The 16,021-nt window shown below is 57.7% G+C and carries 10 protein-coding genes; 4 read left to right on the forward strand and 6 right to left on the reverse strand.

Features of this window, described 5'->3' with window-relative positions:
- The 3 genes from ACFE7X_RS14785 to ACFE7X_RS14795 all read left to right on the forward strand — a co-directional run.
- Nucleotides 1–2,465, forward strand: a 2,465-nt coding sequence (locus ACFE7X_RS14785) for a DNA topoisomerase (protein WP_375436451.1), incomplete at its 5' end; no start/stop codon positions are given.
- 36 nt (nt 2,466–2,501) lie between these two features.
- Nucleotides 2,502–2,768: a hypothetical protein gene (locus ACFE7X_RS14790; RefSeq protein WP_375436452.1), complete on the forward strand. Its 267-nt coding sequence runs from the start codon at nt 2,502–2,504 to the stop codon at nt 2,766–2,768.
- An 18-nt stretch (nt 2,769–2,786) separates the two neighbouring features.
- Entirely contained in the window at nt 2,787–3,014 is a 228-nt protein-coding gene (locus tag ACFE7X_RS14795) for a DUF2905 domain-containing protein (protein WP_375436453.1), read from the forward strand.
- Nucleotides 3,015–3,017: 3 nt separating this feature from the next.
- Here the strand turns inward: ACFE7X_RS14795 and ACFE7X_RS14800 are convergent, their stop codons facing one another.
- Together ACFE7X_RS14800 and ACFE7X_RS14805 are read right to left on the reverse strand one after the other, a co-directional pair.
- On the reverse strand, nt 3,018–4,862 hold the full coding sequence (locus ACFE7X_RS14800) for a prolipoprotein diacylglyceryl transferase (RefSeq protein ID WP_375436454.1): 1,845 nt from the start codon (nt 4,860–4,862) through the stop codon (nt 3,018–3,020).
- 730 nt (nt 4,863–5,592) lie between these two features.
- Entirely contained in the window at nt 5,593–7,077 is a 1,485-nt protein-coding gene (locus ACFE7X_RS14805) for an SDR family oxidoreductase (RefSeq protein WP_375436455.1), read from the reverse strand.
- A gap of 395 nt (nt 7,078–7,472) precedes the next feature.
- On the opposite strand from ACFE7X_RS14805, the gene ACFE7X_RS14810 reads away from it, so the two are divergent.
- On the forward strand, nt 7,473–9,599 hold the full coding sequence (locus ACFE7X_RS14810) for a glycoside hydrolase family 3 N-terminal domain-containing protein (protein ID WP_375436456.1): 2,127 nt from the start codon (nt 7,473–7,475) through the stop codon (nt 9,597–9,599).
- 153 nt (nt 9,600–9,752) lie between these two features.
- On the opposite strand, the gene lysA is transcribed toward ACFE7X_RS14810, so the two are convergent.
- The 4 genes from lysA to ACFE7X_RS14830 form a co-directional block, all read right to left on the reverse strand.
- Nucleotides 9,753–10,901 (reverse strand): diaminopimelate decarboxylase, encoded by a 1,149-nt coding sequence (gene lysA, locus ACFE7X_RS14815; protein ID WP_375436457.1) that lies wholly within the window; start codon nt 10,899–10,901, stop codon nt 9,753–9,755.
- Between the two features lie 175 nt (nt 10,902–11,076).
- Entirely contained in the window at nt 11,077–12,450 is a 1,374-nt protein-coding gene (locus ACFE7X_RS14820) for an aspartate kinase (protein ID WP_375436458.1), read from the reverse strand.
- A gap of 303 nt (nt 12,451–12,753) precedes the next feature.
- Entirely contained in the window at nt 12,754–13,518 is a 765-nt protein-coding gene (locus ACFE7X_RS14825; protein WP_375436459.1) for a slipin family protein, read from the reverse strand.
- Nucleotides 13,519–14,020: 502 nt separating this feature from the next.
- Nucleotides 14,021–15,997: a RagB/SusD family nutrient uptake outer membrane protein gene (locus ACFE7X_RS14830; RefSeq protein ID WP_375436460.1), complete on the reverse strand. Its 1,977-nt coding sequence runs from the start codon at nt 15,995–15,997 to the stop codon at nt 14,021–14,023.
- Between the last annotated feature and the right edge of the window lie 24 nt (nt 15,998–16,021).

The raw sequence follows: 16,021 nt of genomic DNA on the forward strand, positions 1-16,021 counted from the left end.
ACTACGAGGGCAACGGCTACCAGGTCACCTGGACGTTTGGCCACTTCTGCCAGCTTCGGGAGCCTGAGGACTACCGCCCCGAATGGAAGCGCTGGAGCATCCACGACCTGCCCATGTTGCCCGACACGTTCGGCATCAAGCTCATGCGCCGCGATGACGGCGTAGTGCGGCAGTTTACGGTCATCAAAAACCTGCTGGCCAACGCCGAGGAAGTGATAAACTGCGGCGACGCCGGCCAGGAAGGAGAGGTGATTCAGCGCTGGGTGTTGATGGAAGCCAAGTACCGCAAGCCGTTCAAGCGCCTCTGGATTTCGTCGCTCACCGAAGAAGCTATCCGCCAGGGCTTTGCCAACCTGCGCGACGGTGCCGAATTCGACAAGCTGTACCAAGCCGGTAAGAGCCGCGCCGTTGGCGACTGGCTGCTCGGGCTGAATGCCACCCGGTTGTTTACGCTCAAGTATGCCGCTGGGCAGCGGCAGGTGCTCAGCCTCGGCCGCGTGCAAACGCCCACGCTGGCGCTGCTGGTAGACCGGTACCACGAAATCCAGAACTTCAAGCCGGAACCGTATTGGGTGTTGCGCACCGAGTACCGCGGCACGATGTTCAGCCACGTGGCGCCGCCCAAAAAAGGCAAAGCCGACGACGATGAGCCCGACGAAAAAGCCCGCCTGAAGGCCCGCGGCTACTTTGTGAGCCAGGAAGAGGCCGATGCCGCCATGGCCGCTGTGAAGGACGTGCCCCTAACCGTAACGGGCGTCGAAATCAAGAAAGGCTACGAAACGCCGCCGTCGTTGTTTGACTTGACCTCGTTGCAGGTGCAGTGCAACAACCAGTTGGGTTTGTCCGCCGAAGATACGCTCAAGACGGTGCAGAGCCTCTACGAGAAGAAAGTAGTGAGCTACCCGCGCGTAGACACCACCTTCCTGCCCGACGACCAGTACGTGAAAATCCCGGATATCCTGCGCGGCTTGGGTGGCTATGCGGGCCTGACGGCACCGTTGCTGGCCACCAAAATTCGCAAGTCCACCAAGGTCTTCAACAACAATAAAGTAACCGACCACCACGCCATCATCCCGACGGGCGCGAGTGCCAACGGCCTCGGCGGCCACGAAAGCAGCGTCTACGACATCATTGTGCGCCGCTTCCTGGCCGCGTTTTACCCCGATTGCGAAGTCAGCAACACCACCGTAACGGCCGAAGCGGGCGGCTACCCCTTCCGGGTGCGCGGCCGCCAGATCCTGAACCCCGGCTGGCGCGTGGTGTACGGCGACCCGGAGAAGCAGCAAGCACCCTCGGCCCCTAAGGCGGCCGGTGAGGGCGAGGACGATGTGGTAAGCACTGTGCTGCCCAACTTCGTGAAGGACGAAAGAGGCCCGCACAAGCCCCGCCTCGACCAGAAAGTGACGCAGCCCCCGCGCGAGTACAGCGAGGCAATGTTGTTGCGCGGTATGGAAACTGCCGGCCGCAACGTGGATGATGACGAACTGCGGCTAGCCATGAAGGAAAACGGCATCGGGCGCCCGAGTACCCGCGCCGCCATCATCGAAACGCTGTTTAAGCGGGGCTACATCGTGCGCGAGAAGAAGAAGATTCTGCCCACCGCCACCGGCGTCGAACTCATTGGCCTCATCCGCAACCCCACGCTCAAATCGGCGGAATTAACGGGGCAGTGGGAGCGGAAGCTGCGTCAGATTGAAGCCGGCAACCTCGATTCGGGTTTGTTTCTGGACGAGCTGAAGCAACTGGTGCGCGAGATGGTGCTGGAGGTGAAGCAGGACGGTTCGGGCCGCGGCATCACCGTCAGCAAAACCGAGCTGGCTGACCTGACGGGCCAGAAGAAAGCAGTGGCTACCAAAGCGAATCCGCCTAAAGCGGCTGCTACGCCCGCTATTGCCGGCGCGCTCGGTGCCTGCCCGGCTTGCGGCAGCGGCCACGTACTGCGCGGCAAATCGGCGTTCGGCTGTTCGCGCTGGCGAGAGGGCTGTCAATTCCGACTCCCAACTGAATTTGAGGGCAAAAAGCTAACTGACAAGCAGATGCAGCCTTTGCTGACCAAAGGCCGCACGCCCGTTATCAAGGGCTTCGTGGATGATGCGGGCCAAAAGTTCGACGCGGCCATCCGCCTCACGCCACAACACACCTTGGAGCTAGTCCGCGCCGCCGAAAGCAAGCCCACCACGCCTAACGACCCCGGCCAGATTCCGTGCCCGGTGTGCCGGCTGGGTACCATGCTCAAAGGCAAAGCCGCCTACGGCTGCTCCCGTTTCCGCGAAGACTGCCAGTTCCGGGTGCCCTTCGAGTGGGGCGGCAAAACCCTCAGCGACACGCAGATGAACCAGCTCTTGCGCAAAGGCAAAACCGGTGTCATCCGCGGATTCGTGTCGGCTAAGTCGGGGCAGCGGTACGAAGCCGTGCTGCAAATAAGCCCGGAAGGCCGCATCGAGCCAGTGTTTGGGCAGGGGTAAATTTGTAGTTAGCTAGCCCATTCACGAGACTCCCGTATGAACCAATCCACCTTCTTTCCGCGCCTTGCTGCCTATTGCACGGGTCTGCCAGTGCTGCTGGTTATCGGCCTGTTTTCACGAGGGCTACTGTCTATGCGAGTGATGATGCCGCTTGTTGTGGTTGCCTTGCTTGCCAGTATCTGGGGGCAGGCCCGGATTCGTCGTTCCTATCCGCAGGATTTCAGCCAGCGTGTGGAATGGGTGGCCTTCGGAATTTTTCTGTTGCTGGTGGCTGTGGGCACGTTGCTGGTAGTGAAATGGTAATGGATTCAAGCCGCCAACATGCCTCCTCAACTCGGTAAACTCCTCGTACTTATTGGCTTAGCCGTCGCCGCCCTTGGGGCCTTCCTCTGGCTCGGCGGCGGCTCGTTGCTGAACTGGTTCGGCCGGCTGCCCGGCGACATCCGCATCGAGCGGCCGGGCTTCCGGCTGTATGCCCCCATAGCTTCGATGCTGCTGATCAGCTTGTTGCTGAGTGGAATTATGTGGTTGGTACGACGACTGGGATAGTGCTCAGCGTCGGCGCGTGCTCACCCGGTATTGTAGGCGCAGCAATACCTGCTGATGCCGCCCGAAATTAGTAGCTCCGTAGGGCTCTAACCATAAGTGGGTTTTGCCCAAAGGAAAACTGGCGCTGACAAAGCCCATAGCGTTGTTTGGTGCGTGTTCGGCTAATGCTGCGCCTACTAACAGTTGACGATTCCAGTTGGAGCCTAGTCCCGAACCCAAGGCAATTCGCCCAGTAGGGTTGCCTAAGCCCAAGGGCCCGGCTCCGAAGTCAGCCTGAGCGAACAGCGTGCGCCGTACGCCTAGCCAAATGGTCGCGTCTGGTTGCGCCTCCACTGTTTTTAAGTTGCTGTTTAGATCAGAAAAACCAAGATTTGCTAGTTTGCCAAGGTGGATTCCCAGCCGGATGCCATAGCCGAAACCATTAGAATGCATTCGGTCACGCTGTAAGTAGGGGTTGATATCATACAGTGGAAAACGCTGGCCATCCCTAGGGTTGGCCGTCAAAAAAGGTTCTCCTATGGTCAGTTGTTGGGCGTTAACGTATTCGTGGCCGCTCCACACGCCCAAGCCGTAAGTAGTACGGCCAGGTTTGCTTTGGCTGGGCCGCGTGTAAGAAAACTCTCCTCCAATTGCCTGATAACGGTGGTAATAACCCACACGATAAGGCTGACCAGAGCAGTTGTCTTCACTGCTTCTGCTTATATCTTGGTCGTAGGTGCCCCGTACAAAACCAGGTGTGAAAGAGAAATAGCTGGACTGCGTGGAATCGGCGGGCACTTGGTTGGTGAAGAGCAGTACCACCGCGGCAGCTGTAAGGGGCAAGCCTACTCGCTTCGTTGTCAAGGCCTCATGCAGTACGCTGATGGTGACTAGTATAATCACCGCCAGTAGCACCGATTTCACCACCAGCAGTTCGGGCACTGTGAGTGCGCCAGTGGGTAGCAGCGCCGTGCACACCAGCACCCCCACAACGGCTAGTAGATTACGAAGAGGACGGTCTTTAGGACAGACTTCTGGCACAAGCGACGTAAAGCGGGCACTGTAAATTAACAGTCCCCAGGCACTTAGCAGCAGTATCCCACATGGCAGCAGTACCCACTGCATTTGCAGCATTTGCAAGCCCCACAATTCAATACTACCCGCGCCTACTGGCTCCCCGCTTGGGTCGCGCCAGAACTCAATGACCAGCCGACCAACCACCAATAAACCAGCTTGTAGCAAAAGCCGGCTGCCCGCAGGCCATTGCCGGCGGCGTGTCAGCCAAAGGAATAGTCCGGTTCCGGCGCACAGGAGCAGTGTGTAAAGCTGAGTGGGATGAACGGCTAAGGAATGGGCGGCTCCCTCTGCTAGCAGACCCTGCTGCTGCTGCAAATAGTACGGCAAAGTGCCCGCCACATAGGTAAGGCCCCACTTGCCATTGGTGGGTTCGCCGAAGCAGCAACCCACCAGCAAACACCCTATGCATTGCACAACTAGTCCGGCACACAATGGGGCCGCAAACGCATCGACGACGTGCCAGCTGAAGCCCAGCCACCGGCGTAGCAGCACTATAACCAACGCAAAACCTAGCCCGCCTCCCAGCACTGAGCGGGCCGTAGTAGCTGGCCAGGTTCCGTGTTGCAGCAGCGCGGGCCACGCTTCGGCAGGTAGTGCAATCAACTTAGTGCCGAGAATAAAGCCGAAAGTGCTAGCAACTAAAAGTACCAGCCACGTCTGGAGCGGATAGCCCCGCCGGTAGCCCGCACGCAGTAGCAGCGCCAACTGCACCCCAAAGGCCAGTACATAGCAGGTGGTGTAGTACGAATGGCCTTCAGAAGAGGGCAGTTGGAGGGTAGTGAATAAGAGCATAAGCACAGGTAAGGAAACTAAAATGGAAACCGCAAATCAGCGTACAACTCGGGCGTTATTGAAAACCCGAAGGCCACTCCCCGAATAATACCTTTCGAAGAGCGGCCAGATAAACGAGCAGCATAAGTAAGTAGTGGATCGAATAGAAAAGGTGGCTTGATAAGACAGTATACTCTTGTTTGCTAAATACTTAGAGTGCCTGCCGAAAACTCGGGCCAGGACAGCATAAGAACAGTTCAAACAGCCCCGCGCTTCAGTTGCCAGACGTGCGTTGCATGACCGTATCTGATGCTATCCTAGGGCGTTGAAATATTCGCTAAACTAGATAAATCAGTCCTTCTGAGCTAGACTAGAATCTCGAATAGTTGGACTTAAAATCGGGTTATTTATAATGCGCAACTATAAGAAATACAGACTTTTATGTATGGATAATAAGGCTTTTATAATGAGGCCTAAGGGTCAAGTTTTAAGAACATACTTGGCAGTAACCTCCCATCAACACCCTATTCAACCAGCAACCAGTCCGGATTAACGACTAGCGCTCCGACTTCTTATGAGGCAATAAGGTGGAAGAAAGTGCCGCCGACAACCGCTCCAAGCTAGCGGTTGCACCCCCATCCGCGGCCACACGGGGGCCTTGGTCAACTCTGGGGCACTGGTTTGCGGGTCTTACTGAATTCGCGTAAAAACTCAATCCCAACACCGCCTGACAGCCGCACTGGCACCCGACCTAACTAGCCGGAGCGGCCAACTGCGGCAGCGGCGTTGATTCGCCGTACTGCACGATGTTTTCGATCATGCCCCGGAAAATAATGAAGTGGAACGGCACCAGCGAGTACCAGTAAAGCCGGCCCGCTAGGCCGTAGGGTCGAAATGCAGCCAATTGCTCTAGTGTGTGAGAGCCGTCGGTGTTGGGCAAGATGCGGAATTGCAGCCAGGCTTCGCCGGGGAGCTTCATTTCGGCGTAAAGCAGGAGGCGGCTGCTTTTGCGGTCGGCTACGAGCACGCGCCAGAAGTCGAGCGGGTCGCCGGCGCGCAGGCTAGTGGGGGAGCGTCGGCCGCGCCGCAAGCCGACGCCGCCGGCTACTTTGTCCATGAGGCCGCGCACGCGCCAGAGCCAGTCTACCTTGTACCAGCCCCGCTCCCCGCCGATGCTCCACACGTTTTGCAGCACCTCCTGCGGCGGGCGGGTGAAGCGCAGCGTTTGGCGGTCGGTGAGCAAGCCGAACTGCGGTATTTGGATGTGGTCCATGTAGTTGCGTGGCATCACGCCGCTGCTCAGCGCATCACTCCAGCTGCTAACTACTTCGTTTTGCTCGATGCGCTGGAAGGCCAGCTCCACGGCGGCAAAGTAGCTCATGCACTGGTGAGGCAGCACTTCCGCTATGCTGCGGCCTGGGTCGGCCACGGTATCATTGCGCAAACTTTCCACCAGGCTTTGCGCCAGCGAAAACGTGGTACGCGTCACCAGAAACAGCCACCACGACGACAGCCGCGGCGTAAGCACCGGCACCGTAACAATGTAGCGCCGGTAGCCGCGCACGGCCGCTAGCTTCAGCAGCATCTCGCGGTAAGTCAGCACGTCGGGCCCGCCGATATCGAAGGAGCGGTTGAAGCAGGCTTCGTTGTCGAGTACGTGGGTGAGGTAGTGCATCACGTCGCGGATGCCGATGGGCTGGCAGCGCGAGTTCAGCCAGCGGGGCGTCACCATCACGGGCAACTTCTCCACCAAGTCCCGGATAATCTCGAACGATGCCGACCCCGACCCAATGATAATGCTGGCCCGGAGCACCGTGAGGGCGGCTTTGCAGTGGCCAAGCACTTCTTCCACGGCCTTGCGCGAGCGTAGGTGCGTGCTCAGGTCATGGTCGTTGGCGATGCCCGATAGGTAGGTCACCTGCCGGGCGGTGGTGGTGTCGAGGTACTGCCCGAAGTGACGCGCCGACTGCTGCTCGGAGTGAAAGAAGTTTTTGTCGTTGCCGCTCATCGAGTGCACCAGGTAATAAGCCGCGTCGATGTCGGTGGGCAGTTCCCGCAGCGAATCCGGCTTCAGCAAGTCGCCTTGCGCCACGCTCACGCGACTGCGCAGCCGCTCGGGCAACTCGAAGCGGCGCGGGTCGCGCACCAAGCACACAACATCGTGGCCGGCCTCGGCTAGCAAGGGAAGCAGGCGTTGGCCGATATAGCCATTGGCACCAGTGAGCAGGATTTTCATAGCGAACGGTCAAAGGGTGGTTTGTCTTTAACCAAAGCGCGGCCATTGAGTTGTGCAACCCGTTGTAAGTCTGGCAAAAACAGTGTTTGAGTAGCGGGCGAGGCTACAGGAAGTTTCTCTGTTTATTGAATGTCTTGCTACAACAGCTCGGGCAGTGGGCGTAATAAGTTGCTGGGCTCAGCTTGTAGGCCGCAGGTCATGTGCTGGTAATGAACTACTCTGTTGAGCTTGGTCAGTTTCCCGGCTGCGCCACGGTTGGAATCGGCGGGTTGTCGGTAACGTTTTCGTGAATAAATCCAGGTTGTTCTATCTCAATCTGCCTGCGATTTAGGTACTTACTGACACGGCGACGCTGGGCGGCGCTGCTAACACCTTTCCCACCCTTGCGCTAAACCATGAAAACAGTAGCTAAAAGACTCCACGGGCTCCTTGTGGCCGCCCGAACCGTCACTTATTTGCAGTGGAAGGCATGCGTAACGGCATCGGTGGGTATCTCACTGCTGGCGCTTCTTGGGGCTTTCCAAACGCTGCGCCAACCAGCTAAAGCCAAGGTGGCGCAGCCAGTTTTGGGGAGCCGGTCAGCTAAAGTCTTGGACGTAGGCGGGTTGAAGTTCAAGGACTTAAACAAGAACGGCCGCCTCGATACATACGAAGACTGGCGCTTGCCGGCAGAAGCGCGGGCGCAGGACCTGCTGGCTCGCATGTCAGTGGCCGAGAAGGTTGGATTCATGCTCATCAGCTCCACCCGCCTGCAAAACGACTGGGCCTTTGAAGCGCCCAAAAACAAGGAGCCCATTACCAGCCAGTTCAACGAAGAGGACTTGGTTACGTCCACCAACATGTTCACGCGCAAGCAGTTGCCCGTACCCATTATGACTGCTGCAGGCACCACCAAGGCCGTAACCCAGTTTCACCAGCGGCACTTCATTTTGCGGGCCAACGTAAGCGCCCGCACGACCGCCGAATGGGCCAACCGCTTGCAGGCGCTGTGCGAAAGCCAGCCGCTGGGTGTTCCGGCCATTGTGGCTTCCAATCCTCGCAACCACATCACCACGGCGGCAGCGGTGGGCACCAGCGTCGGCACCACGGCTTTCTCGAAGTGGCCCGGCGAGCTGGGCTTGTCAGCTATGCGCGACCTGAAGCTGACGCGCGAATTTGCCGACATTGCCCGGCAGGAGTGGGCCGCGGTTGGCTTGCGCAAGGGCTATATGTACATGGCCGATTTAGCGACGGAGCCCCGCTGGCAACGTGTGGATGGTACGTTTGGCGAGAATGCCGAGTGGGTGGCGCAAATGATAACGCAGGTGGTGCTTGGCTTCCAGGGAACTACGCTCAGCCCAACTTCCGTGGCTTTAACCACCAAGCACTTTCCCGGTGGAGGCGCCGGGGAGGGCGGCCAAGATCCACACTTCGACTGGGGCAAGAAAGAGGTGTTTCCCGGCGGCCAATTTGCCAATAACCTGATTCCTTTTAAGGCGGCCATCAAGGCGGGCACCGCCGCCATCATGCCTTATTACTCGATGCCGGTAGGCACGAAGTACGAGCAGATTGCGTATGCCTACAGCAAAGGCGTTATCAAAGACCTGTTGCGCACTGAGCTAGGTTTCAACGGCATTATCAACTCCGACACCGGACCTATTGAAATGATGCCCTGGGGCGCCGAAGAGCTGTCCATCACCCAGCGGTACCACCAGGCCCTGCAAGTGGGCGTCAACCTGTTTTCGGGTACTGCTGACCCCACCGAACTTCTAAAAACCGTTGAAAGCAACCCCGCGGATCTGCCTCTCATCAACGATTCCGTGCGGCGGCTGCTGCTGGAAAAGTTTGCGTTGGGCTTGTTTGAAAACCCGTACGTAGACGAAGTGGCCGCCGAGAAAATCGTGAACAACCCGAAGTCGGCGGCCCGGGCGGCGGTGGCGCTACGCAAATCCATCGTGCTGCTGCGCAACGATGCCAAAGCGTTACCGCTGAAGGTGAAAACCAAAGTGTACTTCGAGTCCTACCAAAAAGCCGGCAACGCGCCCGCTACGGGAGCCGGCGAAGTGTACGCCGCCAAAGACAGCTCGTACCCCGTGCAGTTTGTAAGCACGCCCGAAGAAGCCGATGTGGTCTTGCTCTGGCTGAAGCCCATGAGCAAATCTTTGTTCGCCTCGGATGGTGCGCCGCTTTATCTGTCGCTGTCGAAGAATGCGGTGGAAGTTTCCTACATCAAGGCGCTCATGACCAAAAAGCCAACCATTCTGGCTGTCAACTACAGCAACCCGTGGGTTATCGACGAAGTGTACAATGCCTCCACCAAAAGCCGTTGCCAAGGCATACTGGCCACCTTCGGTACTACGCCCGAGGCGCTGCTGGACGTGGTGACGGGCAAGTTCAACCCGACGGGCAAAATGCCGTTCACGACGCCTGTTTCTGAGGAAGTGGTGCAAAAGCAGCAAGAAGATGTGCCCGGTTATAAGGAAGCTCCAGGCTATGCTTTGTTTAAGTACGACGAGGGTTTGAGCTACCCCGGAAACCAATAAGGTGTAGTAACTAAAAACGGCTGAGCGTACCCAGGTTCAAATGCGGATTCAGGTACGCTCAGCCGTTTTTAGTTGGCGGACGACGGTAGACGGGATTACAGCCATGACAAACCTGAATCCGTTACACAATTACGCCGCAACTTCAGGCTGCAACTAGCCACCTACGTACACGGCCGCCGCCTTCTCCCGTAGGTTGTATCCCGACGACATCACCTCCCCATATGCCCCCGCCGAGCGAATAGCTACCAGGTCGCCGCGCTGCGTTTCGGGCAGTAGCACGCCTTTGCGGAACGTGTCCGACGACTCGCAGATCGGGCCCACTACGTCGTAAAGTTGCTCGGTGCTGCTGCTGCTTAGATTTTGGATGTAGTGGTAGCTGCCGTAAAGGGCCGGGCGCATTAGTTCGGTCATGCCCGCATCGAGGATGGCGAAGTTGACTTGCTGGCTCTGCTTCACGTACAAAACCTTGCTGATGAGGGTGCCGCACTGTGCCACTAACGCCCGGCCCAACTCCACGTGCACTTGCTGGCCCGGCCGCCGGATGAGGTGGCGCTCAAACATCGAGAAGTAGCCTTCAAAGTCGGGAATGGCCTGCTCGTCGGGGTGCTCGTAGTTGATGCCGAGGCCGCCGCCCACGTTGAGGTGCGGCAGGTTGTAGCCTTGGTCGCTGAGGCCCGTTTGCAACTCGTTGAGCCGCTCGCTGAGCTTGGCGAAAACCTCTAGGTTGGTGATTTGGGAGCCAATGTGGGCGTGCAAACCTACAAGCTCCAAGTTCGGCAACGAACCTAGGTGGGCCACGACACCCGGCAGATCAGTTAGGCTGATACCAAACTTGTTGGCCGCCAGCCCCGTCGTGATGTGCGGATGCGTGTAGGCGTCCACGTTGGGATTCACGCGCAGTGCCACCCGCGCCTTGCGGTTTTGCGCGCCCGCCAGCGCGTCGAGTACCGCCAGTTCCTCAGCCGATTCGGCATTGAAGCACCAGATATCAGCGCCTAGCGCCAGGTTGATTTCCGCATCCGACTTGCCTACGCCGGCAAACACGATGTGGTCGGGGGCAAAACCGGCCTCCAGGGCTCGCTGCACTTCGCCGCCGCTTACGCAGTCGGCGCCCAGGCCACGGTTTTTGATGCGCTCCAGCACCGGCAGGTTGGCATTGGCTTTCAGGGCGTAGTGCACCAGGAAATTGCGCGGCTCAGCGGCTTGCTGCAAAGCCGTCAAGGTCTGATCAAGCAAGCCAAGATCGTAGTGGTAGAATGGGGTAGGCTGGGCAAGCAGCGCGGGGGAAAGTTGAAAAGACATGGTATGCAGAACCCTGTCCTTAGTCGCTTCATGGCATAATGCGCAGCGTAAGAAGAGAATAGCTGACAGCTAGTTAGTTCTCTGAACTCATCGGGCGCATTCAGCAGGAGGGCTAAGGATGGTTGAAAGTCAAATGAGAATGAGGTTACTAAACAGTATGCGGAAAAGCGTAGTCTTACAGAGCTAGTTCCCCTTCTTTTTCCGAGAGCAAGCTGGAAGAAGAGGATTGCCGCCGAAACAGGCCTTCATTTAAGGCTCGCAGCGCCTGCACTTTATCGGCCGTATGCACCAGAACGCTGATGTTGTTGGGGGAGCCGCCGTAGGAAATCATGCGCATCGGAATGTCTTTTAGCGCCTCGAACGCGCGGTAAGCGGAGCCGTAATTAGCTTGCACCAAATTGCCCACCAGACAAATAATGGTCTGGTGCTCGTCTACTTCCACGGTTCCGAAACGGCGCAGCTCCTCCAGGATTTGCGGCAGGCGGGAGGCGTCGTCGATGGTGAGCGATACGGCTACTTCCGAGGTGGTTATCATGTCGATAGAGGTGCGGTACCGCTCGAATATCTCGAACAAGTTGCGCAAGAAACCATGTGCCAGCAGCATCCGGCTCGACTTCACGTTGATGGCCGTGATACCATCTTTGGCGGCCACCGCCTTGATAGCCTGCTGGCTGGTTTTGCTGGAAATAAGCGTGCCGGGCGCTTCGGGCTGCATGGTGTTGAGTAGCCGCACCGGAATACCGTGTTGGCGGGCCGGCAGCACCGAGCTTGGGTGCAGGATCTTCGCCCCGAAATATGCCAGCTCGGCCGCTTCATCAAACGACAATTCGCGCAGTGGATACGTGTCCTTCACTACGCGCGGGTCGTTGTTGTGCAGCCCGTCGATGTCGGTCCAGATTTGGATTTCGGTGGCATCAGCAGCGGCCCCGATCAGCGAGGCAGAGTAGTCGGAGCCGCCGCGCTTGAGGTTATCGATGAAGCCTTGGGTGTTGCGGCAGATGTAGCCCTGCGTGATGAATAGCTGCTGCTCGGTGTGCCGGGCGAGTTGCGTTTGCAAGTGCTCCCGAATGTAGGCGGCGTCGGGCTCGTCGTCGGCATCGAGGCGCATAAAGTCCAGTGCCGGCAACAGCACCGCTTCGCGCCCTAGAATGCCGGTGTAATACTGATGAAACAGATAAGTGCTCAGCAACTCACCCTGGGCCAGAATCACCCGCTCGCCGGAAGCCGACAACGGCTGGCGTGTAAGGTCGAAGATGCTGCGGAAAATACCATCCAAGTGCTTAATGGCGGCCGCGGCTACGGTGGCGTCGGGCAACAGCTCGCGGGCTACCATGTGGTAATCCTGCCGCATGATTTCGATGCGCGACATGGCGGCCGTTAGGTCGCCATCATGAAGCAGCCGGGCAATTTCAACCAGCGTGTTGGTGGTACCGCTCATGGCCGACAGCACCACAATGCGCCGCTGCTCGGGCGCGTAAATCAATTCAACTACTTCGCGCATCCGCTGCGCCGACCCGACGGACGTGCCGCCAAACTTGAGAACTTTCATATAGGTGAAAAACGAGATACTAAGACGGAAGAGCAAAAAAAGCGCCGGCCCTAAGAGGACCGGCGCAGTGAGTTCAAAAGCAACTAAGTGCAGGGAACAGCAACGACGGTCAGGCCGGAATCTGTTTCTTGCATTTCTCAACCATTCCGCCCACGCGCTTAGCGCCAGCCAAAGGCCGTGCAGTGAAAGCGCATACGAAAGGGGAAGTGGTCATAGATAAGAGAAGCTAGCACTTGGGCGGGGCTTCGGAGCGCAAGTAAAAACATAATTTGCATTTCTCCGCATCCTCGCTCACCTCTTTCCTTACTGAGGTACTTGAGGTCTGGCCATAGCCGTTAAGCTTTTGGCAGCTTGGCTGAACTCCGACGGAATCAAAACTACCGTCGTGGTGCTGTTGTCGATGCCGATTTCAGAAATCATCTGCATCCGGCGTAGCTCCAGGGCCATGGGGCTGGCTTCCATCTGTTGGGCGCCCTGCGTGAGCTTGATGCTGGCTTCTAACTCGGCTTCGGCCTTGATGATGCGGGCCCGTTTCTCGCGGACGGCCTCCGCTTCGCGCGCCATAGCCCGCTGCATCGATTCGGGAATCTCGACATCTTTGATTTCCACCAGCTCAATCTTGACGCCCCAGGGTTCGGTGGCCGCATCTACGAGTTGCAGCAGAGACGCATTGATTTGCTGGCGGCCCCGCAGCACCTCATCCAACTGGTGCTGCCCGATGATGTTGCGCAGCGCCGTAACGGCCAGTTGGTACACGGCTTGGTTGAAGTTGGCCACCTTGATAATGGCCGCCGCCGGATCGACTACCCGGAACCACAGCACGGCATTCACCTTGATGGTTACGCTGTCTTTGGTGATGGTCTCCTGCTGTTCCAGGTCCACGGTTTTGGTGCGCATGTCCAGCGTCTGCTGCCGCTCAATGAGAGGAATAATCCAGTACAGGCCCGGCCCCCGCACCCCCGTAAACCGGCCCAGCCGAAACACAATGGCCCGCTCGTATTCCTGCGCAATGCGGATGCCGAGCAACAGAAAACCAACTAGTAGCAAAACAATAGTGAGCAAAGGCATGGGAGTAGAAATAAAGAAGGGAGGAAACCACAGCCAACGACCGGGCCGTGCTCTACCACGCTACAAAGCCAGTGCCGGCCTGGCCTCAATAAGCCGCGCCAAGCAATACTCCCCCGTCGAAAGCTCAAAGGCAGCTTCCTAAAGCAACTTTTCGAAATTCACAGTAGGGTTAGGAACTCCAAAGAAGCTTCCGTTGCCTGTTGCTACCCTGCCGTTTCAGATGGCATAGTCTACCATTTTGGTAGGGTTAGCTACTCAGCCTTTTACTGCTTTGCTCTGAGTTACAAGAACGATGTAGAGACGCGACACTTCGCGTCTCGTCGTTGATGAGGTTGTTTACAAAGAACAGCTCTGGCCGTTCAACGACGAAACGCGAAGTGTCGCGTCTCTACATCGTTCTCGTAACTACTTGATAGCAGCAATAAAAAAGAGAGCAAGCCCTATGCGGCTTGCTCTCTTTTTTTATTGCTGCATGGGGTTGCTTACAGTCTTGCAGGCTGGTTTAGTAGCCAGGGTTCTGCTCGGCAGCACGTTCCTCGTTGGTGAGCGGCTGACCGTTGCGGAAAATGCGCTCCAAGTGGCTCTGCGGGATAGGCCGCAGCTTATGAAATGGTTTGATGCCAGAGTTGGGAAAGCCAATACCCGCCGCATCGAGGTTGAAGTAAGGAGCACGAGTGAGCAGGGTTTCGGTGCGAGCCAGGTCTTCCCAGCGATGCAATTCGCCTAACAATTCGCGCGTACGCTCATTCAAAATGAAGTGAATGAAACGGTCGTTCGTGGAAGTCACTGTTGGCGGATACAGTTCCTTAGGGTCGTTCGTGGTGAAGCTGACCTCAGTTGCTCTGATGGCTGGGTACGAGGTGGTTACGTCGCCGCGGGTGCCACCTTCTACACGCCAGTTCACCGAAGGCTTCACTTCGCCGGCTTTGTAGGCGGCCCGCTGACGCAGTACGTTAACGTATTCCAGCGCCTTGGTGTAGTTGCCTTTGCGGCCATACGCTTCAGCGGCAATCAGGTACGTTTCAGCGGAGCGAGCCAGAATGCCATCCTTAGTGCCGGCTTCTTCGGCGACACTGGGCCGGTACGGGTCGGCGTGCTTGATGAGCTGTGGAAACTTATTGCGTAAGGCCAGCGTGCCGGCTGGGTCATAGGCACCCGTCACCACGTTGCCGGCGGCGTTGCGGATGTAGCGGGCGAAGATCCTGTAGCGGGAACGGTCGATTTGTGCCTGCGGAATCGGGTTGTTGCGGGTGTTGACGATGACGTAGAATGCCGTGTCGTTGACGGCAAACTTGTTCTGGCCTACCTGAGCTGGCGTGGGCGCGTCGGCGGCCGTCCATTTTGGAAGGCTGGCCGCATTGTTGGCAATCCAGGCCGTTTTCATTGTCTTATAAAAGCGCGAGTCGTTGCGCCGGTCAAAGATGTCCATGGCGTAATTGGTGGGCATCACGCGGCGAAAAGGCCGGTCATTGAGCAGGTCGCGGGTCATGCCGGGCGTGTCCTCATAAAACATGGTGAAGTAGGAGTGTACCCGGTTGCCGAAGCGGCCAGACAGCGCCACGACGTTGACGAACTGCGCCGAGAAGAGGATTTCGCGGTTGGTTTGGGCCGCCACGCTGTTAGCGTAAGTAGGAGGGGAGGCAGAAGTAAAAGGCGTGGTGGCCGAGTTGGAAACGTCAAACAGCTGGGCATAGTCGGTGGCCAGCGGGTTGCGGCCCGAGGTAATAACCTGGTCGGCGTAATAAGCGGCGCTGTCTATATCGGTGGGTTGCTGGCCGCGCACGTCGGTAACGGCACTGCCGCGCGTCAGGTACGCCTTCGCCAGGTAGTGCATTGCCGCGTTCTTGGTGGCTCGACCGAAATCTGAGGTGGTCGGGGCCAGATTGTCAGACGCGAACTTCAGGTAGGCGATGATGGCGCGGTACACCTCGGGCACAGCGGCGCGGGTGAATTCCAGCTTCACGCCCTCGGTGGGTTCGAGTAGCAGCGGAATGGCGCCGTATTGCTGCACCAACTGGAAATAGTAGTAAGCCCGCAGGAAGCGCAGTTCGGCCAAGCGTTGGGCTTTCTGCGCGTCGGTACGTAGCGTGGTAGTCCCCTGAATGGCAGGAATACGAGAAATGCCAATATTGCAGCGGTTAATGCCATCATAGTTGGCGGTCCAAACCTCGCCCACAAACAAATCCGACGAGTTCAGCCGGTTGTCGTAGCGGTTCCACCACTCGGAGTTGATCTGGTCGGCGCTGGTCATCTCATCCACGCCAAAGTTGAACATGGCGTAGGAGTGCTCGTTAGCGAATTTGTAGCGGGTTTGCTCGTAGCTGGATTTCACCAAGTCTTCCAGGCCCTGCTCGGTGCTGAAATAGTCGTTGGTGAGCGTTGAAACCAGTTCTTCTTCCAGGTAATCTTTGCAAGAGCCCAGTCCCAGTCCCATCAGGACGGTGAGAGAGGCAACGCGTATGGTACGGGTGATTTTCATGTCGTTAAGCAATTGAAAAAGTCC

Origin of the sequence: uncultured Hymenobacter sp., from assembly GCF_964242765.1 — a bacterium.
Taxonomy (GTDB): domain Bacteria; phylum Bacteroidota; class Bacteroidia; order Cytophagales; family Hymenobacteraceae; genus Hymenobacter.